Origin of the sequence: Mycobacterium sp. ELW1 (assembly GCF_008329905.1) — a bacterium.
Classification (GTDB): Bacteria; Actinomycetota; Actinomycetes; order Mycobacteriales; family Mycobacteriaceae; genus Mycobacterium.
The window spans coordinates 2741022-2767993 of record NZ_CP032155.1 but is presented as its reverse complement, the minus strand read 5'-3'; the positions used below and the strand labels follow the sequence as shown (position 1 = coordinate 2767993).

Sequence of the window (26972 nt, the reverse complement as noted above, 5' to 3'; positions counted from 1 at the left end):
GGCTACGGGCTCACAGCCGGCGGCGCCGCCGCGGGGGCGTTGTTGCCGCCGATGGTCGGTGAGCCGTCACTGGGCATCTGGCCGGCGCCCATCACGGCATTGTTCTGCTGCCGCTGCTGCGCCTGCTGCAGGAGCTGCATCTGGGCGAAGATCTTCTGCTGGTAGCCCAACGTGTTCTGGAGCGCTTGGATCAGCGGTTTCTGATTCGGGCGGTACTGCAGCGCGTTCTGGATCTCGGCGATATTCGTCTTGGACGGCTTGATGCCCTGTGCGCGCAGCTTCATCACCGATTTGATCAGGTTGGACAGCTGGCCCCCGCCGGAGCCCTGGTCGTAGTTCTGGTCGATGAACAGCAGCAGCTGGTCGGCACTCTGGAACTGCGGGACGCCGTTGGCATCGGCGGTCGCCGGCGCCGTGGGCGTGGCAGGCGCGGCGCTCGGGTCAGCCAGCGCCTGTTGCGTACCCACGCCGACCAGCAGCCCAGCGGTCAGGGCACCGATCGCCGTGCCGCGAACGGCGCGACGCCAGTGACGTGAAACGGTCTGGGTTGTCATGCATTCCTCCGACGCGTGGCGATCTGCGATTATCGGCGAGCCTAACAGCGCCGCGCGACCTGGGCAGAGGCTCAGTTCTCGGCACCGCTCGAGTCATCGGTACCGCAAAGCTGAGCTCGTGCCGCAGCCGTCAAACGCTTGTACTTCCCCGTATCGGGCTCCAAATGCCAGGCGTTACGAGATGCCTTCGGTATTCCGTCGGCGCGCAGCGCCGACACCGTCGGCCGGTAGGTGGCGCTGAGCGGGATCTCCGGCACCACGTGCACCACGTCGGGCGCCAGCCCCACCGGCATCGACGCGAAGGCGTCGGTGAGGTCCGCGGTGGTCACCGACATGCCGTCGCGCAGCGTGATCGCGGTGACAGCGACGACGCCGGCGGGCCCCTCGACGCCGTAGGTGGCGGCCAGGTCGACGGCGTTGATCCGGCTGACGGCGTCGGTGACCGGCTCCGGGAACACCACGCCGCGCTCGGTTCGGATCAGCAGCGGACGGTTGCCCAGCAGCCAGAAGTCGCCGTCGGCGTCCCGGCGGAACACGTACTCGGTAGAGATCCAGGTGTCTCCGGGCGCGAACACACCGCGCTTGACCGACGCGGTCGGATCGATCGGCCCCCACGGCCGGGCCAGCAGCACACCGACCTCGTTGGGCTCGGCGACCACCACGAACCCGCGGTCGTCTTCCAGGATCAGGTCGTCGTCGGCGTCGTAGGCCGCCAACTCGACCTGGCCGCCGCCGGGCAGCGGACGGCCCTTGCTGCCGATCTTGGCGCCGGCCACATTGGCCAGCACGGCCTGCCCGTCGGTGGTCGCGAAGAACTCGACCACGGTGGCGGGGCTGAAGGCGTCGACAGTCCGTTGCCACAGCCCGGGCGGCATGCCCGAGCCGATGAACAACCGCACCGGATGGTTGCCGCGTAACCGGAAATCCGGGTCGTCGACAACGCTGCGCAGCATCGTCCAGGTATAGGAGACGACGGTGACGCCGTACTGCCGGATCTCGGTGAGGAAGCGGTCCGGGTGCAGCCCGCGCGACAACGCGATACGGGTGCCGCCGACCACCGCGCCGCCGAGGCTGACCAGCAGTCCGGACTGGTGGTGCAGCGGAGTCAGGCAGTAGACGGTGTCACCGCGGCCCAGCGCAGCGGCCGAGGCGGTGCCGAACGCGGACAACGCCCAGCGGTAGTTGGTGATCTGCTTGGGCACCAACGCCCCGCCGACCGTGTTGAACGCGACGAACGCCAGGTCCCGCGCAAAGCCCGGGTTTGGCCGGTACCACCCCGGCAGTGCGACGGCGTCCGGATCGATCTTCTCCATGTCGACGACGTCGCTGTCGTCGGGCAGATTCAGGTCGCGGGTCTCGCCGCCACCGAGGACCAGCACCTCGACCGGGAGCTTGCGGGCCGCGTCGAGGTTGCCCGGGTCGGTGATGACCTCGGTGACCCCGCCGATCCGGACCGCTTCGTCGAGGTCAGCGTCGGGCGGCATCAGCACCGCAACAGCACCGAGGCGAGACAACGCGGCGATCGCCACCAGCGCCGACGGCCGAGTGTCCATGAGGACGCCGACCCGCACGCCCTGGCGGACGCCCACCGAGATCAGGCCGCGGACCACGTTGTTGATCCGTCGGTTCACCGCCTCGTAGGTGTGCACCCGCCCGTCGTACAACAGGAATTCGCCGTTGGGGGCGCCGTCGGCCTGCTCGTCGATGATGCGGCCCAGCGAGATTCTGGTGTGGTCGTTGATCTGCCCCAGCCGGGTCAGGCGCGGCAGCGTGCGGGCGGTCTCCACCGCGAGCGTTCGCATCGACTTCCTGGTGTTCACCACCGCCCCGGCCGCACCGCGCGCCAACGACCAGGCGACCTCCGACGCCTCGGCCACGCCGTGCATCAGTCGCGCCGACAAGGCCACCCCGGACTCGTCCGGCTCGGCATCGCTGTCCTGCATGGGCGCGATGGCGGCGGGGCGGGAATCCTGTCCGGCAAGCCAGCGCACCCAATCCGCCACCGTCGGCCACGTCGCCGTCGCCGCCTTGGATCCGACCACCAGACCGAAGTGGCCGGCCCGGATCATCACCTCGTAGACGTCCGCGCCAGGGGCGGCGCGCTTGATGCCGCGCACCGAGGCGGGCTGACCGATGTCGTCGACCTCGCCGACGAAAGCCAGTACCGGGCAGGTGATATCGGACAACGTCACCAGCTGCCCGTTGATGTTGAACCCGCCCGACATCATCCGGTTGTGCGAGATGAACTGCTTGAGCAGCTCGGAGACCGCGGGGCCGGACCAGGCGATCCAGCCTTCGGAATCCAGGAAGCGCCGCTGTTGTTCGCGCGGCAGCAGGGCGTCACGGTCGTGCAGCTGGAGTAGGAAATCGACGCGCGCTTTCGCGGTCTTGAGAGGGTCGAGCATCTGAAAACCGGTGCGGGCCAACCATCCCGGAATGTCGATGCGGTTGAACACGTGGTCGGCCATGAAGTCCGCGGCCACCGCACCGATGTTGGGCGGGATGCCCATCGGCAGCGCCGCCAGCGTGTCCACCGGGGAGCCGAACGCGACGATGCTGGCGATGTCCTTCGTCCGCCGGTAGGCCGCGGTCTGGTAGCAGAACATGCCGCCCTGCGAATAGCCCGCCAGATGAACGCTCTGTCCGGTGGTGTCCCTGACGGTGTCGATGGCCTCGTTGAGCGCGACGATGTGGTCGGTGAGGTTGCGTTCCATGCCGCCCTCGACCTCGTCAGGCGAACCGAAGTCGATCACCCACGGGTCGATGCCCGCCTCGTGCAGGATGCCGACGGCGCCGTCCTCCCGGGTGACATCCCACATGTTCGCCGACATCATCATCGGGTGGACCATCAGGACCGGCGGCCCGGCAGGCCGCTCGCGGGCCCTGCTGTCGGGCGGAAAGTAGCGCCGGAGCTTGTACATCGGCTTGCTCTCGACGATCTGGAAAGGTGAGGGCACCGCCCCGGTTTCCAGACCGCCCCAGCGCAAGACCTCGAACCCGTTCTGCGCCGTCGCCATCAGGCGCTCCACAGGCCTGGTGACCGCCGACAAGTTCAGATCCACGGCTCTCCCCTGTCCCACATCGCTGCTGCGTAAGGCCCCGACAGCCAGCACATCATGGCATAAGGCCGATCCGCGTCCCGTCGCTTTGAGTTCTCCCCAGTAGCCTCATGCCAGTGGCACACCTGCTCGGAGCTGAAGCCCTACACCTGCAATTCCCGACTCAGGTGGTCTTCGACTCCGTGACCGTCGGAGTCAACGAAGGCGACCGCATCGGCATCGTGGGCCGCAACGGCGACGGCAAATCGAGCCTGTTGAGCATGCTGACCGGGCAACTGACACCGAATTCGGGGCGGGTGACCCGTCGGACGGGCGTCCAGGTGGGCGCACTCGACCAATCCGACACGCTGGACGGCGCCAGCACGGTCGGGCACGTTCTGGTCGGCGATCTGGCTGATCACGAGTGGGCCGGTGACCCCAAGGTCCGCGATGTCGTCGGTGGCCTGGTCGCGGACATCGGGTGGGATGCGCTGGTGTCGACGCTGTCCGGCGGTCAGCGCCGCCGCGTCCAGTTGGCCCGGTTGCTGATGGGCGACTGGGATGTGATCGCGCTCGACGAGCCCACCAACCACCTCGACGTCGAGGGCATCACCTGGCTGGCCGGGCACCTCAAGACGCGGTGGGCCCGCACCGGCGGCGGGCTGCTCGTCGTGACCCACGATCGGTGGTTCCTCGACGAGGTAGCCCTGACCACGTGGGAGGTTCACGACGGAATCGTCGAACCGTTCGACGGCGGCTACGCGGCCTACATTCTGCAGCGGGTCGAACGGGATCGGCAGGCCGCGACGGTCGAGGCCAAGCGCCAGAACCTGATGAAGAAGGAGCTGGCCTGGCTACGGCGCGGGGCGCCCGCGCGGACGTCCAAACCGAAGTTCCGCATCGAGGCCGCCAACCAGCTGATCGAAGACGTGCCGCCGCTGCGCAACCCGATCGAACTCGCCAAACTGGCGACCGCCCGGCTGGGCAAAGAGGTCGTCGACCTCATCGACGTCGGGGTGACCTACGACGACCGACAGGTGCTGCGCGATATCGAGTGGCGGATCGCGCCCGGTGAGCGCACCGGCATCCTCGGCGCAAACGGTGCAGGCAAGTCGACGCTGCTCGGCCTGATCGCAGGCACGGTCACCCCCGACAGCGGCAGGGTCAAGCGCGGCAAGACCGTCAAGCTGGCGATGCTCGACCAACAGGCTGGCATCTTGGCCGGCCTCGAGGGCGATATGGTCCGCGAAGTTCTTGCCCAGCTGCAGACCGACTTTCAGGTCGACGGCAAGGACGTCACGCCGGCTCAGCTGCTGGAACGGCTCGGCTTCCGCCGCGAACACCTGTCCGCGCGGGTCGGGGAACTCTCCGGTGGCCAGCGACGTCGGCTCCAGCTGTTGCTCACGATTCTGTCCGAGCCGAACGTGCTGATCCTCGACGAGCCCACCAATGATGTCGACACCGATATGTTGGCGGCCACCGAGGATCTGCTGGACTCCTGGCCGGGCACCCTGATCGTTGTATCCCATGACCGCTACCTGCTCGAGCGCGTCACCGATCAGCAGTACGCGATACTCGGCGGGCGGCTGCGACACCTTCCGGGCGGCGTGGACGAGTACCTGCGGCTGGCGAAGGCACAACCGGCCGCAGCGACTCCTGGCTCGCCCACCCGATCCGGCTCGGCACCCTCGTCTGAAGCGCTGTCGGGTGCCGAACTACGCAGCGTGCAGAAGGAGATCACCTCGATCGAGCGGTCATTGGCCAAACTCGACGGCCGCATCACCGCGATGCACGCCGAGCTGGCCGCGCACGATCAGTCCGACCACGTCGAAATCGGCCGTCTGACAACAGAATTGCGCGCACTTGAAGACGCCGTCGCCGCGGCAGAGGCGCGCTGGCTGGAACTTTCGGAACAACTCGAGTGAATCAACGGGACGCTTCGTAAGATGTCAGCCATGCGCTACCTGCTGCGGCCGTTGCGCGTCTTCGCGCGGTACTGGCCGCAACTGGCAGCCTTGTACCTGCTCGGCGTGCTGGGCCGCCGCGGCGCCATCGAATGGGCTGCCTGGGCCGGCCACGACAACCAGTGGTGGGCGTCGCTGATCATGCCGCTGGCCGGGATGGCGCGGCTGGGCTCCTACGTGGCGATGTTCCTGGTGCTGCGCCCGGCTTTCCCGGTGCTTGCGACGCTCGGGCGCCGACCGGCCCGGCGGATCGACCTGTTCTCCACCATCGTCGTCCCGTTCTTCGCGATCTATCTGGCATGGCAGATGTTTCGCGAGGACTGGTTGGCGTTCGAGCAGCGTGCGCTGCAGTACCGCGTCGGCGAGGCGATGATGGCGGCCGTCGCGGGCGGGCCGCCCACCGATCTGCACCCCGCCGAACTTCCCGTGGGCGCGAGCGCCTGGCTGCTCATCGGCGCGGCCCTGGTGCTGCGCACGGTGCTGAGCAAGGTCAAGGACCGGTTGCCGTCCTGGTTGGTGGCGGTGCGACTGTACGTCGACGCACTTTGGGTGTTCCTGGTGCTCAGCTTCTCGGTCAACCAGGGTCTCACCCTGCTCACCAAGCCCGGGGACTGGGTTGCGCACCGGCGAGTGATGGTGTGGCTGAGCAATACTCGCGCCGACGCGTTCTCCTACTTCTCCCCGCTGGAGAAGGTGTGGGATGTCGTCACGTGGGCACTGCGTACCGCGTTCGGCGGTGCCGCCGTGCCGCTGATCTGGCTCGCCGTGGCGGGCATCGTGTACGGCGTCACCTCGACAGCCGATTGGCGCAGTGTGGTGCAGCGCATCGGCGGTCAGCGCGCGACCACCTGGATCGACCGCTCGGCGCCCACCGGTAAGCGCCTTCAGAAACGCGTGCGCGTCGTCCCGAAAGCCGTCCGCGAGAAGGTCGTCGACTACGGGGTGGATCAGGTCGGCAAGTTCCGGCCCATCACCGACTCGGCGCGCATCGTGCTGCACGGCGGTGTCCTGGCGTTGACGCTGTACGTGCTGGGCTACCTCGGACTGGCGTGGCTCGACATGACGGGAAGTTTCTACCGGGCACAACTCGGTGACGGCTACCTCCTCCGCGGCGTCGCCTGGGTCATCGGCCCTCATCCCCAACCCTTCTGGCAGGGCTTCGGCGGCACGCTGAGCCTGGTGTCGCATCTCATCGTGGAACCGCTGCGGATCTGTTTGGTTGCCAGCACATTCGCGTACTGCATCGAGCACGTCTCGCGTGATCCCGAACCCGAGGCGTCGCCTACAGCTGCAGCCGCAGCCTGATCCGGCCGTCGAGGTTCGTCACGTCGACGGCGGTGGGCACCACGTCCTGCGGAAGCAGGAAACTGAACTGAACGGGACCGGGCCTGGTGCAGCGGTCGGAGACGTTGTCCGGTAAGGCGGCGGTGTAACCGCCGATGCCTTCGGCCTGCCAACGCCGGGCGCCGTCGGTGATCACACCGGTGCACAGGTCGCCGGCCCGGGCGTTGGATCGGGCGATCGACACCACCTGCAGGACAGTGCCTTTGGGTAGCGGCCGAGCACCCGGTCCGGGTGTCCGGTCGAGGTGGCGAACCTCCGATATCGACCAGGTTTGGCCGTCGACCGTACCGCTGCGCCCGGCGGCGATCACGTGTGGCGGGGAACGGTGTCTCGGTACCGTGACCAGTCCGGCCACAAGTCGACAACAACCAGGACCGCGATAGCCGCGACCACGACGACCATCGCCACGGCATTGCGCTGCCACAGTTTTCGTGGCATGGGCAGCTTCATTGCGCCCCCAGTTTCGACGGTGGTACGACGATCGAACCCGGCCGGTCGACACCGGCGAGCGGGATGTCGATCACCAACCGTGAGTCGAGTCGACCGTCGCCTCCCCAGAGCCGCATCACCACCGAAGGGACCGTTTTCAGGAGATCGGGCGGCACGTCGAACGCCCAGGTGCGCTGTTGAGCGATCCCGGGTTGCACCAGATCCGCACCCGACAACAGCTGAGTCGTCGGCGCGTAGGTGTTGGGGCCGACCAGCAGGTCGGCGTGCGGCAACACCGGCTCCCGGGAAGCTTCGAGCGTCGTCAGCGCCACCACCCAGACACCCGCTGCCGCATACGGTTTCCGGGATTGTTGTGCCGTGACGGTCGGGGTCATCGCGGCGTGTGTGACGGTTGCCGACAGATTCTGGCCGACGGCCCGGCTGGCGATGCCCGCATGAACATCAAACGGCGCATAGATGGTCGTGTTGGCGGGCAGGTGCAACCACACCAGGGTCGCCAACGCGATCGCGACCACGGTTGCCGCGGCCGCGACCACACTGCGACGGCTCATTGCTTACCCCGCACCGGAATTGTCGCCTGGCCGTATTCGGTCTCGCTGTCCACCCACGTCTTGCCGTAGGTCACCATGAGCTCGGTGAATTTCTTCTTCCAGATCCGGACGGTCACGGAATCACCCGGGCGCAGCGCGTTCCGGGGCAATGTCCAGAGCACGCCGACTTCTTCGGTCAAACCTGGGCCGAGGCTCGGAACCGGGGTGCCGTCGGTCAGCCGGATGACGCCGTAAAAACGCTTCTGCGGCTGGTCGCGGAGGTCGATCTCGTCATCGAGATACGCCGGGACCGTGCCGTCGTTGCGGATCTTCATGACGATGCCCAGATACGTCCGGCCGGGCGTCTTCGGTGCGATGAGCGTGGTGCCCGCCCGCAGTTCGTCCACCAGGGTTGCGCGCTCGAGCGTGACGGTGAATGCGTTGTCGCTGAACTCGTCACCGGGTGCAAACTCGGTGACGGCCGAGTCAACAGTGTCGAGCCCACCGAACAACGCGGTGCCGGCCAGGATGACGACGGTCAGCAGCTGACCGATCTGGCTCAGACTGAGGCCGGCCAACCAGCCACGAACGCCCCGCCGCGGTGCGGCGGCCGTGTCCGGCGCTCCCCCCATATCTGGCGATCGTAATGGGTCGCCGGCAGTGCGCTACCGCCGCAGACGCAGCCGCAGGTTCTCGACACTGTCCCGCACCACACTGAGCTGGGCGGCCACCTGCGTCGGCGCGGTGCCACCGCGGGCGTCGCGGGAGGACACCGATCCCTCGACGGTCAGCACGCCACGCACCTCCGGGGTCAGCTCGCCGCTGATCTCAGCCAGTTCCGCATCGGTGAGCTCGTCGAGGCCAACGCCGCGGCTCTCGGCGGTCCGCACGGCCGCACCTGCCGCCTCGTGGGCCACCCGGAACGGCACCCCGCGACGCACCAGCCACTCGGCGACGTCGGTGGCCAGGGTGTAGCCGGCCGGCGCGAGTGCGGCCATCCGGTCGGTGTCGAATCGCAGAGTCGCGACCAGTCCGGCCATCGCGGGCAGCACGAGTTCGAGTTGAGCCACCGAGTCGAACACCGGCTCCTTGTCTTCCTGCAGGTCCCGGTTGTAGGCCAGGGGCTGAGCCTTCAGGGTGGCCAGCAGGCCGGTCAGGTTACCGATCAACCGGCCCGACTTGCCACGGGCGAGTTCGGCGATGTCCGGGTTCTTCTTCTGCGGCATGATTGAACTGCCCGTGGACCAGGCGTCGTGCAGCGTCGCATAGCCGAATTCTGTTGTGCTCCAGAGGATGATGTCCTCGGCAAGCCGGGACAGGTCGACTCCGATCATCGCCAGCACGAAGGCAGCCTCGGCGGCGAAGTCACGAGAGGCCGTGGCGTCGATCGAATTATCCGCTGCGGCAGCGAATCCCAGCTCCTCGGCGATGGCGTCGGGATCCAATCCCAGCGACGAGCCGGCGAGGGCGCCCGAACCGTACGGCGATACCGCGGTGCGGTCGTCGAAGTCGGCGATGCGGTCGACATCACGCAGCAACGGATGGGCGTGCGCCAGCAGATGGTGGGCCAGCAGTACCGGTTGCGCGGCCTGCAGGTGAGTCTTGCCCGGCATGATCGCCGTCGGGTGAGCGGCGGCCTGCATCGACAAGGCGGACACCACCTCGAGCGCGAGGTCGGCGATGCGCCGCATCGCGTCCCGCAGCCACATCCGAAACAGGGTGGCCACCTGGTCGTTTCGCGACCGTCCCGCCCGCAGCCGGCCACCGAGATCCGGACCGACCCGGTCGATCAGGCCGCGCTCAAGTGCCCCGTGCACGTCCTCGTCGGTGACCAGCGGGATGAAGCTGCCGTCGGCGACATCGTTTCCCAGACTGTCCAGGCCGGCGAGCAACCCGTCGCGCTGCTCGTCGGTCAGCAGGCCAGCGGTGTGCAGCACCTTGGCGTGTGCCTTGGAGGCGGCCACGTCGTAGGGCGCCAGCACCCAGTCGAAGTGGGTGGACTTGCTCAGCGCCGCCAGGGCGGGCGCCGGCCCGTCTGCGAAGCGGCCGCCCCACAACGAGCCCTCGTTGGTGCTCACGTCTGATTGCCTGCCAAGTCCCGGCGGGCGGCGATCTTCGACGACAACCCGTGCACGTGGACGAATCCCTTGGCCGACGACTGGTCGAAGGTGTCGCCCTCGTCGTAGGTGGCGAGGTTGAAGTCGTACAGCGACGTGGGGCTGCGCCGGCCGTTGACCGCGATGTGCCCGCCGTGCAACACCATCCGGATCTCGCCGGTCACATGCTGTTGGGTGTCGGCGACGAAGGCCTCCAGGGAGCGCTTCAGCGGCGAGAACCACAGGCCGTCGTACACCAGCTCGCTCCACTTGCGATCGGTGGTGCGCTTGAACCGGCCGAGTTCACGCTCCAGCGTGACGTGCTCCAGTTCGGTGTGGGCGGTGATCAGCACCATCGCGCCCGGGGCTTCGTAGATCTCGCGGCTCTTGATGCCGACCAGCCGGTCCTCGACGACGTCGAGGCGACCGACCCCCTGGGCGCCGGCCCGGCGGTTGAGTTCCTCGATGGCCTGTAGAACGGAAACGCCGCGTCCATCGATGGAGACCGGCACCCCCTTCTCGAAGCCGACGATCACCTCGTCGGGGGTGCTCCAGTTCAGCGTCGGGTCTTCGGTGTAGTCGTAGACGTCCTTGGTCGGCGCGTTCCAGAGGTGTTCCAGGAAGCCGGTTTCCACCGCGCGGCCCCACACGTTCTGGTCGATGGAGAACGGCGAGCGCTTGGTGACGTTGATCGGGATGGCGTTCTCCTCGGCGAACGCGATCGCCTTCTCCCGAGTCCAGGCATAGTCCCGGACCGGGGCCAGCACCTCGAGATCCGGCGCCAGCGAAGCGAATCCGACCTCGAAGCGGACCTGGTCGTTGCCCTTGCCGGTGCAGCCGTGCGCGACGATGCCACCGCGGTGTTCGCGGGCCGCGGTCACCAGATGCTTGACGATCAGCGGCCGGCTCAGCGCCGACACCAGCGGGTAGCGATCCATGTACAGGGCGTTGGACTTGATGGCCGGAAGGCAGTACTGCTCGGCGAACTCGTCGCGGGCATCGACCACGACGGCTTCGACGGCACCGCAGTCCAGGGCACGCTGGCGAACGACCTCCATGTCCTCGCCGCCCTGGCCGAGGTCGATGGCGACGGCCACCACCTCCTTGCCGGTCTCCTTGCCGATCCAGCTGATGGCCACCGAGGTGTCCAGGCCGCCGGAATACGCCAAGATGACGCGTTCGGACATGAAGTGCTCCTTTGCCTTTGGGATCTAGTTGAAGCGGGTCTAGTGGATGGTCTCGAACATGGTGGCCAGTTGCGCGCCGGTCATCGGCTCGCGGGCCACCACCAGGATGGTGTCGTCGCCGGCGACGGTGCCGACGACGTCAGGTAGTGCCGCCCGGTCGATCGCGCTGGCCAGGTAGTGCGCCGCACCGGGCGGGGTGCGCAGCACGGCCAGGTTGCCACTGGCGTCGGTGGACACCAGTAGATCACCGAGCAGCCGGGACACCCGCTCGGTGCCGCCGGATATCCCCCGCACCGGGCTGCCGTCCTCGGGCACGACGTAGACGCCGCTTCCGCCGTCGGCGCCGCGCAGCTTGACCGCCCCCAGCTCCTCGAGGTCGCGCGACAAAGTGGCCTGGGTGACCTCGATGCCCTCGTCGGCCAACAGCGCGGCGAGTTCACTCTGGCTGTGCACCGACTGCGCGGACAGCAGCGCCACGATCCGGGCCTGCCGCCCGGCTCGTGTGGTGCTGACCTCGCTGGTCACTTGTTCTCCAACAACCACACCAGCAGAGCTTTCTGGGCGTGCAGCCGGTTCTCGGCCTCGTCCCACACCGCACTGTGTGGACCGTCGATCACCCCGTCGGTGATCTCGTGTCCCCGGTGGGCCGGCAGGCAGTGCAGCACAACGGCATCGGAGTCGGCGTGGTCGAGCAGGCCGGCGTTGAGCTGAAAGGGCCGGAACGGCACAACCCGGTCGAGGCCGTCGTTCTCCTGCCCCATCGACGTCCAGGTGTCGGTGACCAGGACGTCAGCGCCCTTGGCCCCGGCGACCGCATCGGTCGTGAGCGTGACGGTGGCGCCGGTCTGCCTGCCGCGGTGTTCGGCGGCGGCCACGAACATCGGGTGCGGTTCGAATCCGGCCGGCGCGGCGATCGTGACGTGGATGCCTGCGGTCACGCCGCCAAGCATCAGGGAGTGCGCCATGTTGTTGGCGCCGTCCCCGAAGTAGGTCATCCGCAGGCCGTTCAGCGAGCCCTTGCGTTCAACCAGCGTCTGCAGGTCCGCCAGCACCTGACACGGGTGGAACTCGTCGGACAATGCGTTGACCACCGGAACAGTTGCCGCGGAGGCCATTGCGTTCAGCCGCTGCTGAGCGAAGGTGCGCCAGACGATCGCGTCCACGTAGCGGGACAGCACCCGACCGGTGTCCTCGAGGGTTTCTTCCCGGCCCAACTGGGTGGCACGGCCGTCCACCACCACGGCGTGCCCGCCGAGCTGGGCGATGCCCACCTCGAATGAGAACCGGGTGCGGGTGGAGTTCTTGTCGAAGATCACCGCCACCCCGCGCGGGCCCTCCAGCGGGCGCCGGCTCATCGGGTCTTTCTTGAGAACGGCTGCCAGTTCCAGGATCTCGGCCTGCTCCTGCTGATTCAGGTCGTCGTCACGCAGGAAATGCCTCAGGGTGCTCATCGGGCCGCCTCATCCAGGATCGCGGGTAGTGCATGAAGGAAACTGTCGATCTGCGCTTCGCTGATGATCAGCGGCGGGGCCAGTCGCACCACGTCGGGTGCGGCGGCGTTGACCAGGAAACCGGCGTCACGGGCGGCGGTTTCGACGATCTTGCCCTGCGGCGCGGTCAGCACCACACCGCGCAACAGACCCCGACCGCGGACATGGTCGACCAGCGGATGGTCCAGCGCCTCGATGCCGTGGCTCAGCGTCTTGCCGAGGACGTCGGCGCGGGTCACCAGGTCTTCTTGGGCAAGCACCTTGAGCACTGCCAGCGCGGCCGCGGTGCACACCGGGTTGCCTCCGAAGGTGCTGCCGTGCAGCCCAGGGGTCAACAGGTCGGCGGTGGGGCCGATGGCCAGGCACGCCCCGATCGGCAGCCCGCCGCCGAGTCCCTTTGCCAGCGTGACGATGTCGGGGGTGATGCCGTCGTGCTGGTGGGCATAGAAGGCCCCGGTGCGCCCGACGCCGGTCTGCACCTCGTCGAGCACCAGCAGCGCGCCGTGGCGGCTGGTGATCTCGCGCGCGGCGGCCAGATAGCCCTCGGGCGGCACCACCACGCCACCCTCACCCATGATGGGTTCCAGGAACACCGCCGCGGTGTCCGAATCGACGGCTGCTGCGAGCGAATCGACATCGCCGTAGGGAACGTGAGTGACGAAGCCGGGCAGCGGTTCGAACGGCGCCTGCTTGGCGGGCTGGCCGGTCAACGCGAGCGAGCCCATCGTGCGGCCATGGAAAGCGTTCTGGGCGGCAACGAGTTTCGTGCGACCGGTCAGCCGGGTGATCTTGAAGGCGACCTCGTTGGCCTCGGTGCCGGAGTTGCAGAAGAACGCCCGCGCCGGCGCGCCGAGCAGGTCGACCAGCGCCTCGGCCAGCGCGATGCCAGGCTCGGTGGCATACAGATTCGAGGTGTGGCCCAGGGTGTTCAACTGGGTGGTGACCGCATCGATGATCGCCGGGTGGCGGTGGCCGAGGATGTTGACCGCGATGCCGCCGAGCAGATCGAGGTAGGTCTTCCCGTTCTCATCGGTGACGACGGCGCCGTCGCCGCTGGCCAATGCCAGCGGCGGGGTGCCGTAGTTGTCCATCATGACGTCGGACCAACGCTCAATCAGGCTGTGTCGCTTCCCCATGTCGCTTCGCTCCTGCCCGCCGCTCATGGAACCACTTTCGTGCCGGTGCCTTCGTCGGTGAACAGTTCGACCAGCACACAATGTTCGACCCGTCCGTCGATCACGTGCGCGCTGGGTACTCCACCCTCCACGGCCCGCAGGCAGGCTTCGATCTTGGGGATCATCCCGGTCTCCAAGGTCGGCAGCATCTCGGCCAGGGTGACGGTGTCGATCTGGCTGACCAGCGAATCCCGGTCGGGCCACCGGGTGTAGAGGCCTTCGACGTCGGTGAGCATCAGCAGCTTCTCGGCGCCCAGGGCTTTGGCCACCGCGGCAGCGGCGGTGTCGGCGTTGATGTTGTGCACCACACCGTCGGCGTCCGGCGCGATGGTCGAGATCACCGGAATACGTCCGGCGGCAATGAGATCCAGGACGGCGGCGGAATTGACGTGATCGATGTCGCCCACCAGGCCGATGTCGGTGAGAACACCGTCCACGGTGACCCCGCGTCGCACCGCCGTGAGCAAATGGGCGTCCTCTCCGGTGATGCCGACCGCGTACGGGCCATGGGCGTTGATGAGGTTCACCAGCTCGCGGCCGACCTGACCGAACAGCACCATGCGCGCGATGTCGAGCACCTCGGGGGTGGTGACCCGAAACCCGCCCTTGAATTCGCCTTCGATGCCCAGCTTCTTGAGCATCGCGCTGATCTGCGGACCGCCGCCGTGTACCACGACCGGGTGAATACCGGCGTTGCGCAGGAACACCATATCGTCGGCAAAAGCCGCCTTGAGCCGGTCGTCGGTCATCGCGTTGCCGCCGTACTTGATGACGACGATCTTGTCGTTCAGCTGCTTGAGCCACGGCAGCGCCTCGGCGAGGATCGCCGCCTTGGTGTTCACGGTCGCGGTCATGAGCTGTAGGCCGAATTCTCCTCGACGTACGCGTGTGACAGGTCGGTGGTGCGGATGGTCGCGTGCCCGTTCCCGAGCTTGAGGTCGACTGTCACCTCGATGTCCGCGCCCGCCAGGTTCACGTCGCGGGCTCCCTGCGCGCCGGCCCCGTCGACGCACACCGGGAAACCGTTGAATGACACGGTGATCCGTTGGGCGTCGATCTCGAACGGCACCATCCCGACCGCGGCGAGCACCCGCCCCCAGTTCGGGTCGGAGCCGAACAACGCCGTCTTGACCAGGCTGTCGCGCGCGATGATCCGGCCCGCGGTCACCGCGTCGTCGTCATTGGGCGCCCCGGTGACGGTGATCGCGATGCGCTTGGTGACGCCTTCGGCGTCGGCCTGCAGTTGCGCGCAGAGGTCGTCACACACCCGCAGCACGGCCGCGTCCAAATCGTCCTGGCTGGGCGCGATCTCGCTGGCACCCGAGGCCAGCAGCAGCACCGTGTCATTGGTCGAGCAGCTGCCGTCGACGTCGAGGCGGTCGAAGGTCTTGGCGGTGGCCCGGCGCAACGCGGTGTCGAGTGCGGCGGCGTCAGCCACCGCGTCGGTGGTCAGCACCACCAGCATCGTCGCCAAGGACGGGGCCAGCATGCCGGCGCCCTTGGCCATCCCGCCGACGGTCCAGTTCTCCCCTGTTTCCGGGGCATGGTGCAGGGCAACCTGTTTCGGCACGGTATCGGTGGTCATGATGGCCCGCGCGGCTTCCTCACCGCCGGTCAGCCCACCGCCGAGTTCGTGGACGATCTCGGTGACACCGGCCAGCACCTTGTCCATCGGTAGCCGATCGCCGATCAGCCCCGTCGAACAGACCGCGACCTCGACGGGTCCGGTCTCGGTGCCCCACTGCGACAGCGCTGCGGCGACGGCCTCAGCGGTGGCGTGGGTGTCCTGGAAACCCGCCGCTCCGGTGCAGGCGTTGGCGCCGCCGGAGTTCAGCAACACCGCACGCAACCGGCCGGTGGTGAGAACCTGCTGGCTCCACAGCACCGGGGCTGCCTTGACCTGGTTGCGGGTGAACACCCCGGCGGCCGCGTAGTCGGGACCTTCGTTCAACACCAGCGCCAGGTCGAGCGCACCGGATTTCTTGATACCGGCCGCGATTCCGGTCGCGCGGAACCCGGCAGGCGCGGTAACCCCCTGCGTCCGCACCAGTTTGGTCTGATCGATGTTCATTCCCGAGTCGCTTCGCTCCTGCCCTCCGATACGCGTCACGGCGCCACTCCCACGATCGACAGTCCTTCGGTCTCGCCCCAGCCGAGCGCCAGGTTCATCGACTGCACCGCCGCACCGGCGGTGCCCTTCACCAAGTTGTCGATGGCGCACACCGCGACCAGCACGCCGGCGTCGGCGTCGACCGCCACCGCCAGCTGGGCGGCGTTGCTGCCGATCACCGCACCGGTGCGGGGCAACTGCCCTTCGGGCAGCAGATGGATGAACGGTTCGGCGTCATAGGCCTTTTCGTAGGCCGCGCGGATCTCGGACACCGACGCCTGGGTGCGGGCGGTGCAGGTGGCCAGAATGCCGCGCGACGTCGGGATCAACACCGGAGTGAACGAGACGGTGACGTCACGGTCGGTCACGGCGCGCAGGCCCTGCGCGATCTCCGGGGTGTGCCGGTGCGCACCGGCGATGTTGTACGCGCGCGCCGACCCGATGACCTCGGAGCCCAGCAGGTCGACCTTGGCGGCGCGGCCCGCGCCCGAGGTGCCGCTGACCGCCACCACGGTGACCGCAGGCTCGACCAGGTCCGCGGCGACCGCGGGCAGCAACGCGAGCAGCGCGGCGGTCGGATAGCAGCCCGGTACCGCGATTCGGGTGGCGTCCCGCAGACGGTCCCGCCCGCCGGGCAGTTCGGGCAGCCCGTAGGGCCAGCTACCCGCGTGCTCCGAGCCGTAGAACCGCTGCCAGTCGTCGGCGTCGGTGAGCCGGAAGTCGGCGCCACAGTCGATGATTACGGTGTCATCGCCGAGTTGCTCGGCCAACGCTGCGGAATGGCCGTGCGGCAGGGCCAGGAACACCACGTCGTGGCCGGCGAGGAGCTCGGTCTCGGTGGGTTCGAGTATCCGGCCGGCCAGCGGCAACAGGTGCGGGTGATGCTCGGACAACTGAGTGCCCGCGCTGGCGGCGGCGGTCAGCGCGCCAATGGTCAGACGGCCGTCCGCATAGGCCGGGTGTCCGAGCAACAAACGCAGGATCTCACCGCCGGCGTAGCCGCTGGCGCCGGCAATCGCCACCGAAGTCATCCCGCGATTCTGCATGGTTATGCAGCCGTATGCAAATTCATTCCAGGGCCGGCCCGCGCAGCGCGGAATCAGGCCCTGAGCTCGGCGCCGACGCGCTCGGCGGCCGCGGCCACCGCCGCATCCCGGGCGGCGCTGGCCTCATCCTCGGTCAACGTCCGGTCCGGCGCCCGGAAGCGCAGCGCCAGAGTCAGCGACTTGCGGTCGGCGCCGATCTGCGGCCCGGTGTAGACGTCGAACAGCGCAACGTCCTCCAGCAGCTCCCCGGCTCCGTCACGGACGGCGTCGACCACCGCCGCCGCGGCGACGTCACCGGCGACGACCAGGCTGACGTCCTGGAACACCGCCGGGAACGGCGATACCCGCGGGGCGGGCAGCGTCTGGACGATGGGCACGGCATCCAGGTCGAGTTCGAGTGCGCAGGTGCCCTTCGGCAACCCGGACCGCTCGATGACCGACGGATGCAGCTGCCCGGCATGGCCGACCACCTGCCCGTCGACCAGAACCTCAGCGCAACGGCCGGGATGCCACGGCAGGTACTGCGCGGCGCGCAACGTCACGTCGACACCGCATGCACGGGCGATGATCCGTACCGCCTCGAAGGCGTCGGCGGCCTCCACCGCACGCCCGGGACCCCAGGGTCCGCGAGGCTCGCGCAGACCGGTCAACACCGCACCGACGTGCACCGGCTGACTGGGCAGAGACGCGTCCAGCGCCGCGATCTCCTCGTCGCTCGGCCTGCGGTGCGTCGGGATCAGCTCGACGCCCTTGGTCTGGTCGGTGGGGTACACCACCTGCGCGATGGAGAACAGCGCGACATCTCCGAAGCCTCGAGACACGTTGCGGGACAGCGCTTCCAGTAGAGCCGGCAGCAGCGTGGTGGCCAGGCTGGGCCGGTCGGCCTCCAGCGGGTTGAGCACCGTGGTGGTGACCCGGCGCGGATCGCGGTCCGGCAGGCCCCACTGGTCGAAGACGCCGGCGGGCAGGAACGGAGTGGGCAGCACCTCGACATAGCCGGACAGACCCAGCGCCTTGCCGACCGCCCGTCGCCGCTTCTGCCCCGCGGTCAGGCCGCGACCGGCGGGTGCCGTGGGCAGTACCGACGGGATCTTGTCCAGGCCTTCCAACCGCAGCACTTCCTCGACCAGGTCGGCCGGCTGCGCCAGATCCGGGCGCCAGCTCGGCGGGGTCACGATGAGGATGGCCGGATCGGCGTCGTCCTCGGTCACCTCGGCGCCGATCTGGGTCAACCGCTTGACCGTGGCTCCGCCCTCGTATTCCACCCCGGCCAGCTGATCGGGCAGATCGAAACGGATCCGCACCGGCGGCGGGGACCAGTCGTCGCGCGGCGGGTCCCCGCGCCAGTCGGTGAGGGTGGGTTCGATGGCGCCGCCGGCGATCGAGGCGAGCAGCCGGGCGCACCGATCGACCGCGGCAACGGAGATGGCGGGGTCGACCGAGCGTTCGTAGCGCCGGCCTGCCTCGCTGACCAGGTGCAGGCGGCGGATCGTTCGTGACACCGCGGCCGGATCCCAGACCGCGGCTTCCAGCAGGATGTCGGTGGAGTCGTCGTCGATCTCGGTGGTGCCCGCGCCCATCACACCGCCGATGGCCGCCGTCGCGACATCGTCGACGATCAGCACGTCGGCCGAGTCGAGTTTGCGTTCGATGTCGTCGAGCGTGACGACCGTCTCCCCCGGCTTGGCGAACCGGACCACGAATTCGCCGTTGATGCGGCTGCGGTCGTGTGCGTGCATCGGGTGGCCGAGCTCGAGCATCACGTAGTTGGTGACGTCGACGGCCGGCGAGATGGGCCGGATACCCGAGAGCATCAGCCGCCGACGTAACCACCACGGCGACACTGCATTCGGATTGATGCCAGTGACCGGCCGCAACGCGAAACGGCTGACGCCGGTGCCGGGTTCGACGGTGACCGGCAGCGCCACACCCTCGGCGGGCAGCGGCGCAACGTCGGCCGGGTCGTCGAAGGGCAGATCGTAGGCACAGGCGATTTCGCGGGCGATGCCGCGCACCGACATGCCGTAACCACGGTCCGGCGTCACCGCCAGGTCGAAGATCACATCGTCGAGTCCGAGCACGGCAATTCCGTCCGCGCCGGGTTCGGCGGTGTCCGGCGGCAGTACGAGAATGCCGGAATGATCGGCGCCCAAACCCAATTCGGCCGTCGAGCAGATCATGCCGTCGGAGAGGCGGCCGTAGGTCTTACGGCTGGCGATGTGGAAGTCACCCGGAAGGGTGGTACCGGGCAGCGCGACGACGACAAGGTCACCCACCGCGAAGTTCGTTGCACCGCAGACGATATCGCGATCCTCGGCTTCGCCCACATCGACCTTGCACGCCCGGATGGGCTTTTTGAACTCGGTGAGTTCTTCGATGGCGGTGACCCGCCCGACGGTCAGCGGACCGCTCACCGGGCCGAGGGTGATGATGTCCTCGACCTCGTGGCCGACGCGGATGAGGGCGTGTTCCAGGTCCTGCGGCTCGACATCCCACTCGGGTGCGCCACGCTGCACGACCTCACGCAGCCAGCTGTAGGGAAGGCGCATCAGACGCCGACCCCGAACGGCAACGAGAACCGCACATCGCCTTCGACCATGTCGCGCATGTCGGGGATGCCGTTGCGGAACTGCAGGGTGCGCTCGAGGCCCATCCCGAATGCGAAGCCCGAGTAGACCTCCGGGTCAATACCCGCGGCGCGCAACACGTTCGGATTGACCATGCCGCAGCCACCCCACTCGACCCAGCCCGGGCCGCCCTTCTTGTTCGGGAACCAGATGTCCACCTCGGCCGACGGCTCGGTGAACGGGAAGAAGTGCGGCCGCATCCGGGTGCGGGCGCCTTCGCCGAACTCGGAGCGGGCGAACGCGTCCAGCGTGCCGCGCAGGTGGGCCATCGTCAGCCCGCGATCGACAGCGAGCCCCTCCACCTGGTGGAAGACCGGGGTGTGGGTGGAGTCCAGTTCGTCGGTGCGGAACGTGCGCCCGATCGACACGATGTAGACCGGCAGCTCGCGGGCGAGCAGCGTGCGCACCTGGACCGGGGAGGTGTGGGTGCGCAGTAGTTGGCGCGACCCCTCCGGAGCGATGTGGAACGTGTCGGACTCGCTGCGGGCCGGATGGTCGGGCGGAAAGTTCAGCGCGTCGAAGTTGAATTGCTCGGTTTCGACCTCGGGACCTTCGGCCAGCTCCCAGCCCATCGCAATGAAGGTGTCGGCGACGTGCTCGGCCAGGATGGTGATCGGGTGCCGCGCCCCGACGGGCTGCCGTGTCGAGGGCAGCGTGACATCGATGGCCTCGGCCACCAGGACTGCCGCGTCACGTTCGGCGCGCAGCACCGCCAGTCGCTCGTCGTAGCTGCGCTGGGCATCGCCGCGGGCGACGTTCACCAGCTTTCCTGCCTCGGCGCGGTCGGCCTTGGGCAGCGTTGCCAGTGCCTGGCGGGCCAGTGCCAGCGGCGCGCGGTCACCGAGGTGATCGGTCTTCGCGCGGGCCAGCGCATCCAGGTCGGCGGCCTCCTCGAAGGCACGCCGGGCCGCGCTGACGGCCTCCGTCAGCGATTCCTGCGACAAGTCGACGGGTTGCTCACCCACGCGGCAAGACACTCCTTTTTCGCAGCTGGGCTTATTTCCGCCACGGATGTGACGCAAGTGCCGATCATAGGTGATGCCAGAATGACGCCCCGCAGGCATTTCACCCTAAGGGAGCCCGATGCTCAGAGCCCTCGCCGTCACGTCCCTGTGGGTGGTGGCGCTGGCCGCCGCGGGGCTCGCGCTGGCCTTCGGTCCCTGGTGGTGGCTGATCGCCGCCCCGTTGGGCGCGATCGCGGCATTGGGCACCTGGGACCTGCTGCAGACCCGGCACACCCTCCTGCGCTCCTACCCGGTGCTCGCGCACGCGCGCTGGCTGGCCGAGGCGATGCGCCCCGAGATCAGGCAGTACTTCATCGAGTCGAACACCGAGGCCAGTCCGTTCGACCGGGAGACCCGCGACATGGTCTACGAACGAGCGAAGGGCACCAAGAGCGATGAGCCGTTCGGCACCGAACGGGACGTCAACGCGCTGGGCTACGAATTCCTCCGCCATTCCCTGCGGGCCCACTTCGCATCCGAACTGGCGCCCCGGGTGCGGCTCGGCGGTCCGGACTGCACCCGGCCGTACGACATCGCGTTGTTGAACGTCTCGGCGATGAGCTTCGGTGCACTGTCGGGCAATGCGATCGAGGCCCTTAACGGCGGCGCCGCCCGCGGCGGATTCGCCCACGACACCGGCGAGGGCGGCATCAGCCCCTATCACCTCAAGCACGGCGGGGACCTGATCTGGGAGATCGGCTCCGGGTACTTCGGATGCCGCGACGCCGACGGGCACTTCGACGCCGCGCTGTTCGAGGAGAAGGCGGCCTGGCCGACGGTGAAAGCTATCTCGATCAAGCTGTCCCAGGGCGCCAAACCCGGCCTCGGCGGGGTGCTGCCCGGAGCCAAGGTGAGTGCGGAGATCGCCGCCACCCGTGGTGTGCCGATCGGGCAGACGGTGGTGTCCCCGCCGGCGCACACCGCGTTCAGGACCCCGCTGGAGATGCTGCATTTCATCGCGACGCTGCGAAGCCTCTCCGGTGGTAAACCGATCGGATTCAAGCTGTGCATCGGTGCGCGCACCGAATTCCTGTCGATCTGCAAGGCAATGCTGCACACGGGAATCACCCCGGACTTCATCATCGTCGACGGGTCTGAGGGCGGAACCGGTGCGGCGCCACAGGAATTCGAGGACCACGTCGGCATGCCCCTGACCGAGGGGCTGATGCTGGTGCACAACGCCCTGGTCGGGACGGGGCTGCGCCGCCACATCAGGATCGGGGCCTCGGGCAAGGTCGCCAGCGGGGTCGACATCGTCAGCCGCATCTGCCAGGGTGCGGATTTCACGATGTCCGCCCGGGCGATGATGTTCGCGATCGGGTGCATTCAGGCGATGAAGTGCAACACCAACAGATGCCCGACCGGTGTGGCCACCCAGGACAAGGCGAGGGCCCGTGCGCTCTATGTTCCCGACAAGACCGAGCGGGTGGTCAACTTCCAACGCGCCACGGTGGCCAGCGCTGCCCAGATCGTCGCCTCGATGGGGCTCAACGGATTCGACGAGCTGGAGCCCTCGATGCTCAACCGCCGCATCGAGGGTCAGCGCACCCGTACCTACGCCGAGATCTACGACTGGCTGATGCCCGGGGAGCTGCTCGACGATCCACCGGAGTCGTGGCGGTCGGACTGGATCGAGGCCTCCGCCGAGGAGTTCCGCTAGCGGAATTACCAATGCGCTGAGGGTTTTCCACAGTTCCGCGTTCATCCACAGGTCGGTCCTGTTGCCTCATGTCAAGATGCGCGCGTAGGAGTTTTGGCTGCCTTGTGTATGAGTGCGCGTTTGTTGACGCTGTCTCCCGGTTTGCTGGTGGTCAAGATGAGGAGTTGGTTGGTCAATGCGTGAATCCGGCGTTGGATTGCGGCGGGGTTGATGTTGCTTTGGGCTAGTGTCAGCGCGAGGATCCGGTCTTCGTCGACCATGGACGGGTGGTTGATCAAGCGCCGAAACGGAGTGGCTGCCTCGTCGTGCTTCTTGGTGACCTTCGCACCGTGACGGACCTTCGATACCAGTTTCTGCTGCGGGTGATAGTAGTTGGTGAGTTGGGACTGCAACTGCCATATCTCGTTGAGCAACAACATCTCTGACGCTGTTGTGTAGCGGTGATAGCCCACCACCGTGCGGACCACCGCCCAGTTCTTCTGTTCGACGTGACAGCCGTCGTTCTTATTGCCCGGCCGCGCCCGGGTGAAGGTGATCTCGTTGTCCACGCACCATTGCAGTAGGTGGGTGTTGATGAACTCGGCTCCGTTGTCGGAGTCCACCCCCAGGATCGGGAATGGCATCCGTTCAACGATGACTTTGAGTGCGCGGAAGACACATGTCGCCGCCTTGCTGGGAATGGAGCGGTTCTCGGTCCACCCGGTGCAGATATCGGTCACGGTCAACGTGAAGGCGAACTGACCCCAGGCGCAGCCTCCGTCGTGGGAGACCAAATCGATCTCGACGAAACCGGGCCGGTCGTCCTGCCAGTCGGCCCAGGTTCTGACCGGGATCTGACTCTTGAGCAGCGACCCTGGCTTCGTGGTGGCACGCCCCCTGAGCTGGTGTTTGCGCCGTTCGGGAGCCAACCGTCGATCGATGGTGGCCGCCGACATCGACACCACCAACGCTGCAGTCTGGTCATCGATGACCAACTCCTGAAAATGGCGCAACACCGCCACCAATTCGCCCAACATCGGCGCCAATCGCTTGCCGGCCGGCATCCCCAGCACCGTCCAGCACACCGTCAGCGCGGCAATGACCTCTGGCCCGTACTTCACTGGTCGCGGCCTCTGCGAGGCCGCGACTTTCGGCGTCAACGCCGCCATAAGCGCCTTACGGGCGTGATTGCGATGCCAGCCGGTCGTGGCACACAACTCATCGAGAATCACGCCCTTGGCCCGCTTGTCGGCTCGCACATAGCGAACCGCAATCGCCTCGGTTACCGCCCTGCGTTCGGCCAACGTCAACCCCATCACCCGGGCCTACCGACGACATTGCTGACCGTTCACCTAGGCACGCCGCACGCGCGCATTTTCAGTGAGGCAACGAACAACGAATTCGCCGCCCTTCGCGCGCATTTCAGATGAGTCAACGCGCGGTTGTGGCGTCGGGTTTTTGTCGGTGGTTCGAACTAGTGTTCGATGTATGAGTTCGATCGACTCGGTGCTGGAGGCACTCGACGATGTGGTCGAGGCGTTGGCCGCGGTCGATCTCGATGTGTTGTCACCGCCGGATCGGTTCCAGGTGCTGCAGCGGTTGGAGACCGCCCGTCGCCGTCAGGTTGCGGTGTCGCATGCGGTGGTGGGGCGGTTGGAGCAGTTCGAGGGGTGTCCCCCGGTACCGATCACCCTCGCCGATGTGTTGCGGATCAGCCCGCGGGAGGCCAAACGCCGGATCCGCGATGCCGAGCAGGTGGCGCCGCGGCGGGCGTTGACCGGCCAGCCGCTGCCGCCGCTGCTGCCGGACACCGCCGCGGGCTGGCACGCCGGACAGTTGGATGGCGAGCATCTGCGGGTGATCCAGAAGTTCTTCCGCGACCTGCCCGACCACGTCCCCGCGGTGGAGGTGGAGAAGGCCGAACGCACACTCGCCGAGCACGCGCAGACGATGCGACCCGATCAATTGGAGAAGATCGCGCTGCGGCTGGCGTTACATCTGAACCCCGACGGCACGTTCTCCGATGACGATCGGGCTCGCAAGCGCGGATTCGTCTGGTGCGGTGGGCAGGGCGTCGACGGCATGAGTGTGGGCCGGCTGGTCGCCGATCCCCAGTTGCGGTCCATGCTGGATGCCTGGTTCACCAAGTTCGCCGCACCCGGAGTGTGCAATCCAGCAGATCAATCGCCGACCATCACCCCGACCGAGGAGACGGCCGAACGCGACCGCCGCAGCCACGGCCAACGCCAACACGATGCGTTGACTGCGCTGGTCCGTGGTCAGCTCGGCGATCCGAAATTGGGACAGCACAACGGGTTGCCGGTCACGGTAATCGCGTCGGCCACGCTCCAAGACCTCCACGCCAAAACCGGACATGCTGTCACCGCTACCGGCACGCTGCTACCCATGCCGGACCTCATCCGGATGGCCAGCCACGCCTACCATTACCTCGCCCTGTTCGACGGGGTGAACGGACAGGCCTTATGGCTGGGCCGCACCAAACGGGTGGCTTCGGCCGATCAGCGAATCATGCTGCACAACAAGGAACGCGGCTGCACCCGCCCCGGCTGCGATGCACCCGGATACCTCACCGAAGTCCACCACGTCGACGAATGGGCCGACGGTGGTCTGACCAATATCGACAAACTCACCCTGGTCTGCCGACCCGATCACCGGCTTCTCGACCACGGCTGGAGAACCCGGAAACTGGCCAACGGTGACACCGAATGGATACCGCCGCCGCAACTCCCACTCACGGCGGGCACCAACACTTACCACCACCCGGAACGCTTCCTACCCGGAAGCGGCGAAGGCGGCTAGTGCTCGGCAACATCCTTGCGCGGCAGCTGGGACACCAGCGGCGCGTCGAACGGCTGCCTGCCCAATCCGCGTGCCCCGCCGGGCGATCCGAGATCGGCGAAGAAGTCCGCATTGGCTGCCACGTACGGCTGCCAGTCGTCGGTGGCGTCGTCGATGTAGACGATCGCCTCGACCGGACACACCGGCTCACAGGCCGCGCAGTCGACGCACTCGTCGGGATGGATGTACAGCATCCGCTCCCCCTCGTAGATGCAGTCGACGGGGCATTCGTCCACACACGCCTTGTCCCGGATGTCCACACACGGCTCGCCGATGACGTAGGTCATGACGCCGCCAGGTCGTCCAGGGCCGCATATGCCGCGTTGTATCCCGGGACGAAGGTGATGCCGGGCCCGCCGTGGCAGCCGGCGCCGCCGAGATACAGACCCTGGATCGGGATCTGGATATCCAGGAATCCCTTGGGGCCCGGCCGGTTCGGGCCCATCAGATCCGGGTGCAGCAGACCGTGGCAGAAGTCCCCGTCGGGCGCACCGAACATCGTCTGCATGTGATAGGGCGCGAACGTGATGTGCCGAATCTGGATGTCGCGGAAATTCGGCGCGAACTTCGAGATCTTGTCGATCACCGTCTCGGCCATCTCCTGTTTGAGCCGCCCGTGCTGTTCGCGGGGCGCCTCGACGGGGAACCCGTAGGCGTAGGCGCTGGCCGCGTGCTTTCCCGGCGGCGCCAGGGACGGATCGCTGACGGACGGAATCTGCATACCGAACGAAGGATTGTCCGGCAGCATTCCGGCCCTCGCCATCTCCCACTGTCGTTGCTGTTCTTCGGGAGTGCCGAAGACCCCGACCGACTGCTGCATGCCCTCTTCGTTGAGGAGTTCGTACGGCGCGGCGAACTCGGGCAGACCGTCCAGCGCGAAATGCATCTGGATGAACGTCGCGCGGTGGTCACGGCCCGCCAGACGCTCGACCAAGTTGCCGGGCAGGTAATCCGTTCCGACCAGATCGATCAGCGTCAGATCAGGCGACAGGTTGGACACCACGACGGGTGCAGCCAGCACCGATCCGTCGCGCAGCCGAACTCCGGTCACCCGCTCGTTGTCTACGAGGATCTGCTCGACCTTGGTGCGATATCTGATTTCTCCGCCACGGTCGATGAACAGATTCTTGAGGTGATCGCAGACGGCACCGATGCCGCCCTCCAGTTTCGTCATCATCGTGGCGTCCATGTCCGGCACACCCATCGCGAACGCCAGACAGGTCGCGCTGCCCGGTGTGAACGGACCCCGATAGGTGGAGTTGATCGCCAGGAACGCCAGCATCCCGCGGATCGTGGCGTACTTGTCCTTGTCCGGGAAGTTGCGGTCGATGACATCCATCGCGGTGCCGAACAGCATCTCGTGAATGGCGCGCCGCTCGGATTCGTTTGCCGCGCAGGCATACATCTCATCGAGCGTCTTCGGTGGCGTGCGCGCCTCGAAGCGTCCCAGCGCCCGCGAGGGACCCGTGGTCCACTCGAGCATCTTGGCCATGCCCAGCACCGCATCGGTTCCGTGTCTCTCGGACAGATGCGTCATGTACTTCATCGGATCGCTGTACAGAATCATCGGCTCCTCGCCGGCCTCACCGAGATTGACGGACTGAACCTCAGAATGGACCTGCGGAATCGTGTGCAGCTCCAACGCCGCCGCGACCTCCGGGGCTGTCGGGAACTGAACGGAACCGGCTATCTCGTAACGGAATCCGTCGATCAACTCCACGGTGGCCGCCATGCCGCCGGAATAGGTGTTCTGTTCCAGCACCACCGTCCGGAGGCCGCGTTGCTGCAGGACCGCCGCCGCGGTCAGGCCGTTGTGACCTGCCCCGATGACGATCGCGTCGTAGTCGGTCATTGTTGGT

Annotated in this window: 23 protein-coding genes; 4 read left to right on the top strand and 19 right to left on the bottom strand. The window is 67.4% G+C overall.

The genetic code is table 11. The annotated features are described in order from the left end of the window. Window positions 1-2: 2 nt before the first annotated feature. Together D3H54_RS12865 and D3H54_RS12860 are read right to left on the bottom strand one after the other, a co-directional pair. Entirely contained in the window at window positions 3-554 is a 552-nt protein-coding gene (locus tag D3H54_RS12865) for a hypothetical protein (protein WP_149379364.1), read from the bottom strand. Window positions 555-625: 71 nt separating this feature from the next. After that, window positions 626-3571, bottom strand: coding sequence for an acyl-CoA synthetase (locus tag D3H54_RS12860; RefSeq protein WP_432246588.1), 2946 nt, complete (start codon window positions 3569-3571; stop codon window positions 626-628). 158 nt (window positions 3572-3729) lie between these two features. On the opposite strand from D3H54_RS12860, the gene D3H54_RS12855 reads away from it, so the two are divergent. Together D3H54_RS12855 and D3H54_RS12850 are read left to right on the top strand one after the other, a co-directional pair. Next, window positions 3730-5517, top strand: a complete 1788-nt coding sequence (locus D3H54_RS12855) for an ABC-F family ATP-binding cassette domain-containing protein (RefSeq protein WP_149379363.1) — start codon at window positions 3730-3732, stop codon at window positions 5515-5517. Between the two features lie 30 nt (window positions 5518-5547). Further along, on the top strand, window positions 5548-6861 hold the full coding sequence (locus D3H54_RS12850) for a hypothetical protein (RefSeq protein WP_149379362.1): 1314 nt from the start codon (window positions 5548-5550) through the stop codon (window positions 6859-6861). On the opposite strand, the gene D3H54_RS12845 is transcribed toward D3H54_RS12850, so the two are convergent. Genes D3H54_RS12845 through pheS form a run of 14 tightly spaced genes read right to left on the bottom strand, consistent with a single transcriptional unit; the run spans window position 6839 to window position 20576 of the window. Further along, entirely contained in the window at window positions 6839-7210 is a 372-nt protein-coding gene (locus D3H54_RS12845; protein WP_149379361.1) for a hypothetical protein, read from the bottom strand. The genes D3H54_RS12850 and D3H54_RS12845 overlap by 23 nt on opposite strands. Beyond that, window positions 7207-7338, bottom strand: coding sequence for a hypothetical protein (locus tag D3H54_RS31770; protein ID WP_286199223.1), 132 nt, complete (start codon window positions 7336-7338; stop codon window positions 7207-7209). Before D3H54_RS31770 ends, D3H54_RS12845 begins: the two co-directional genes overlap by 4 nt. Before the next feature lie 8 nt (window positions 7339-7346). Further along, entirely contained in the window at window positions 7347-7901 is a 555-nt protein-coding gene (locus D3H54_RS12840) for a hypothetical protein (RefSeq protein WP_149379360.1), read from the bottom strand. Then, complete coding sequence (locus D3H54_RS12835) at window positions 7898-8512, bottom strand: hypothetical protein (RefSeq protein ID WP_149379359.1); 615 nt, start codon at window positions 8510-8512, stop codon at window positions 7898-7900. Before D3H54_RS12835 ends, D3H54_RS12840 begins: the two co-directional genes overlap by 4 nt. A 33-nt stretch (window positions 8513-8545) precedes the next feature. Then, the gene (gene argH, locus D3H54_RS12830) at window positions 8546-9958 is read right to left on the bottom strand and encodes an argininosuccinate lyase (protein ID WP_149379358.1); all 1413 of its coding nucleotides are present in this window, start codon (window positions 9956-9958) and stop codon (window positions 8546-8548) included. Next, complete coding sequence (locus D3H54_RS12825; protein ID WP_036344796.1) at window positions 9955-11163, bottom strand: argininosuccinate synthase; 1209 nt, start codon at window positions 11161-11163, stop codon at window positions 9955-9957. The genes argH and D3H54_RS12825 overlap by 4 nt, the downstream gene beginning before the upstream one ends. A gap of 39 nt (window positions 11164-11202) precedes the next feature. Next, window positions 11203-11706, bottom strand: a complete 504-nt coding sequence (locus D3H54_RS12820) for an arginine repressor (protein WP_210419685.1) — start codon at window positions 11704-11706, stop codon at window positions 11203-11205. Next, a complete protein-coding gene (argF, locus tag D3H54_RS12815; protein ID WP_149379357.1) occupies window positions 11685-12614 on the bottom strand; it encodes an ornithine carbamoyltransferase in 930 nt (309 codons plus the stop codon). Before argF ends, D3H54_RS12820 begins: the two co-directional genes overlap by 22 nt. Beyond that, window positions 12611-13789: an acetylornithine transaminase gene (locus tag D3H54_RS12810; RefSeq protein WP_149383508.1), complete on the bottom strand. Its 1179-nt coding sequence runs from the start codon at window positions 13787-13789 to the stop codon at window positions 12611-12613. Before D3H54_RS12810 ends, argF begins: the two co-directional genes overlap by 4 nt. A gap of 23 nt (window positions 13790-13812) precedes the next feature. Beyond that, on the bottom strand, window positions 13813-14682 hold the full coding sequence (gene argB / locus D3H54_RS12805) for an acetylglutamate kinase (RefSeq protein WP_149379356.1): 870 nt from the start codon (window positions 14680-14682) through the stop codon (window positions 13813-13815). After that, entirely contained in the window at window positions 14679-15899 is a 1221-nt protein-coding gene (argJ, locus tag D3H54_RS12800) for a bifunctional glutamate N-acetyltransferase/amino-acid acetyltransferase ArgJ (RefSeq protein ID WP_149383507.1), read from the bottom strand. The genes argB and argJ overlap by 4 nt, the downstream gene beginning before the upstream one ends. Before the next feature lie 35 nt (window positions 15900-15934). Next, window positions 15935-16984 (bottom strand): N-acetyl-gamma-glutamyl-phosphate reductase, encoded by a 1050-nt coding sequence (gene argC, locus D3H54_RS12795; protein WP_149379355.1) that lies wholly within the window; start codon window positions 16982-16984, stop codon window positions 15935-15937. A 53-nt stretch (window positions 16985-17037) separates the two neighbouring features. Then, the gene (pheT, locus tag D3H54_RS12790) at window positions 17038-19533 is read right to left on the bottom strand and encodes a phenylalanine--tRNA ligase subunit beta (RefSeq protein WP_149379354.1); all 2496 of its coding nucleotides are present in this window, start codon (window positions 19531-19533) and stop codon (window positions 17038-17040) included. Then, a complete protein-coding gene (pheS, locus tag D3H54_RS12785; protein WP_168214847.1) occupies window positions 19533-20576 on the bottom strand; it encodes a phenylalanine--tRNA ligase subunit alpha in 1044 nt (347 codons plus the stop codon). Before pheS ends, pheT begins: the two co-directional genes overlap by 1 nt. A gap of 118 nt (window positions 20577-20694) precedes the next feature. On the opposite strand from pheS, the gene D3H54_RS12780 reads away from it, so the two are divergent. Beyond that, window positions 20695-22275: an FMN-binding glutamate synthase family protein gene (locus D3H54_RS12780; protein WP_149379352.1), complete on the top strand. Its 1581-nt coding sequence runs from the start codon at window positions 20695-20697 to the stop codon at window positions 22273-22275. A 71-nt stretch (window positions 22276-22346) separates the two neighbouring features. On the opposite strand, the gene D3H54_RS12775 is transcribed toward D3H54_RS12780, so the two are convergent. Continuing rightward, window positions 22347-23570 (bottom strand): integrase catalytic domain-containing protein, encoded by a 1224-nt coding sequence (locus D3H54_RS12775; RefSeq protein WP_149379351.1) that lies wholly within the window; start codon window positions 23568-23570, stop codon window positions 22347-22349. A gap of 172 nt (window positions 23571-23742) precedes the next feature. On the opposite strand from D3H54_RS12775, the gene D3H54_RS12770 reads away from it, so the two are divergent. After that, window positions 23743-25074: an HNH endonuclease signature motif containing protein gene (locus D3H54_RS12770; protein ID WP_149379350.1), complete on the top strand. Its 1332-nt coding sequence runs from the start codon at window positions 23743-23745 to the stop codon at window positions 25072-25074. Here the strand turns inward: D3H54_RS12770 and fdxA are convergent. Both fdxA and D3H54_RS12760 read right to left on the bottom strand, forming a co-directional pair. Next, window positions 25071-25400 carry a ferredoxin gene (fdxA, locus tag D3H54_RS12765; RefSeq protein ID WP_149379349.1) on the bottom strand — a complete coding sequence of 110 codons (330 nt, stop codon included), beginning with the start codon at window positions 25398-25400 and terminating at the stop codon, window positions 25071-25073. The two genes, D3H54_RS12770 and fdxA, sit on opposite strands and share 4 nt — an antisense overlap. After that, window positions 25397-26965 carry a phytoene desaturase family protein gene (locus tag D3H54_RS12760; protein ID WP_149379348.1) on the bottom strand — a complete coding sequence of 523 codons (1569 nt, stop codon included), beginning with the start codon at window positions 26963-26965 and terminating at the stop codon, window positions 25397-25399. Before D3H54_RS12760 ends, fdxA begins: the two co-directional genes overlap by 4 nt. Between the last annotated feature and the right edge of the window lie 7 nt (window positions 26966-26972).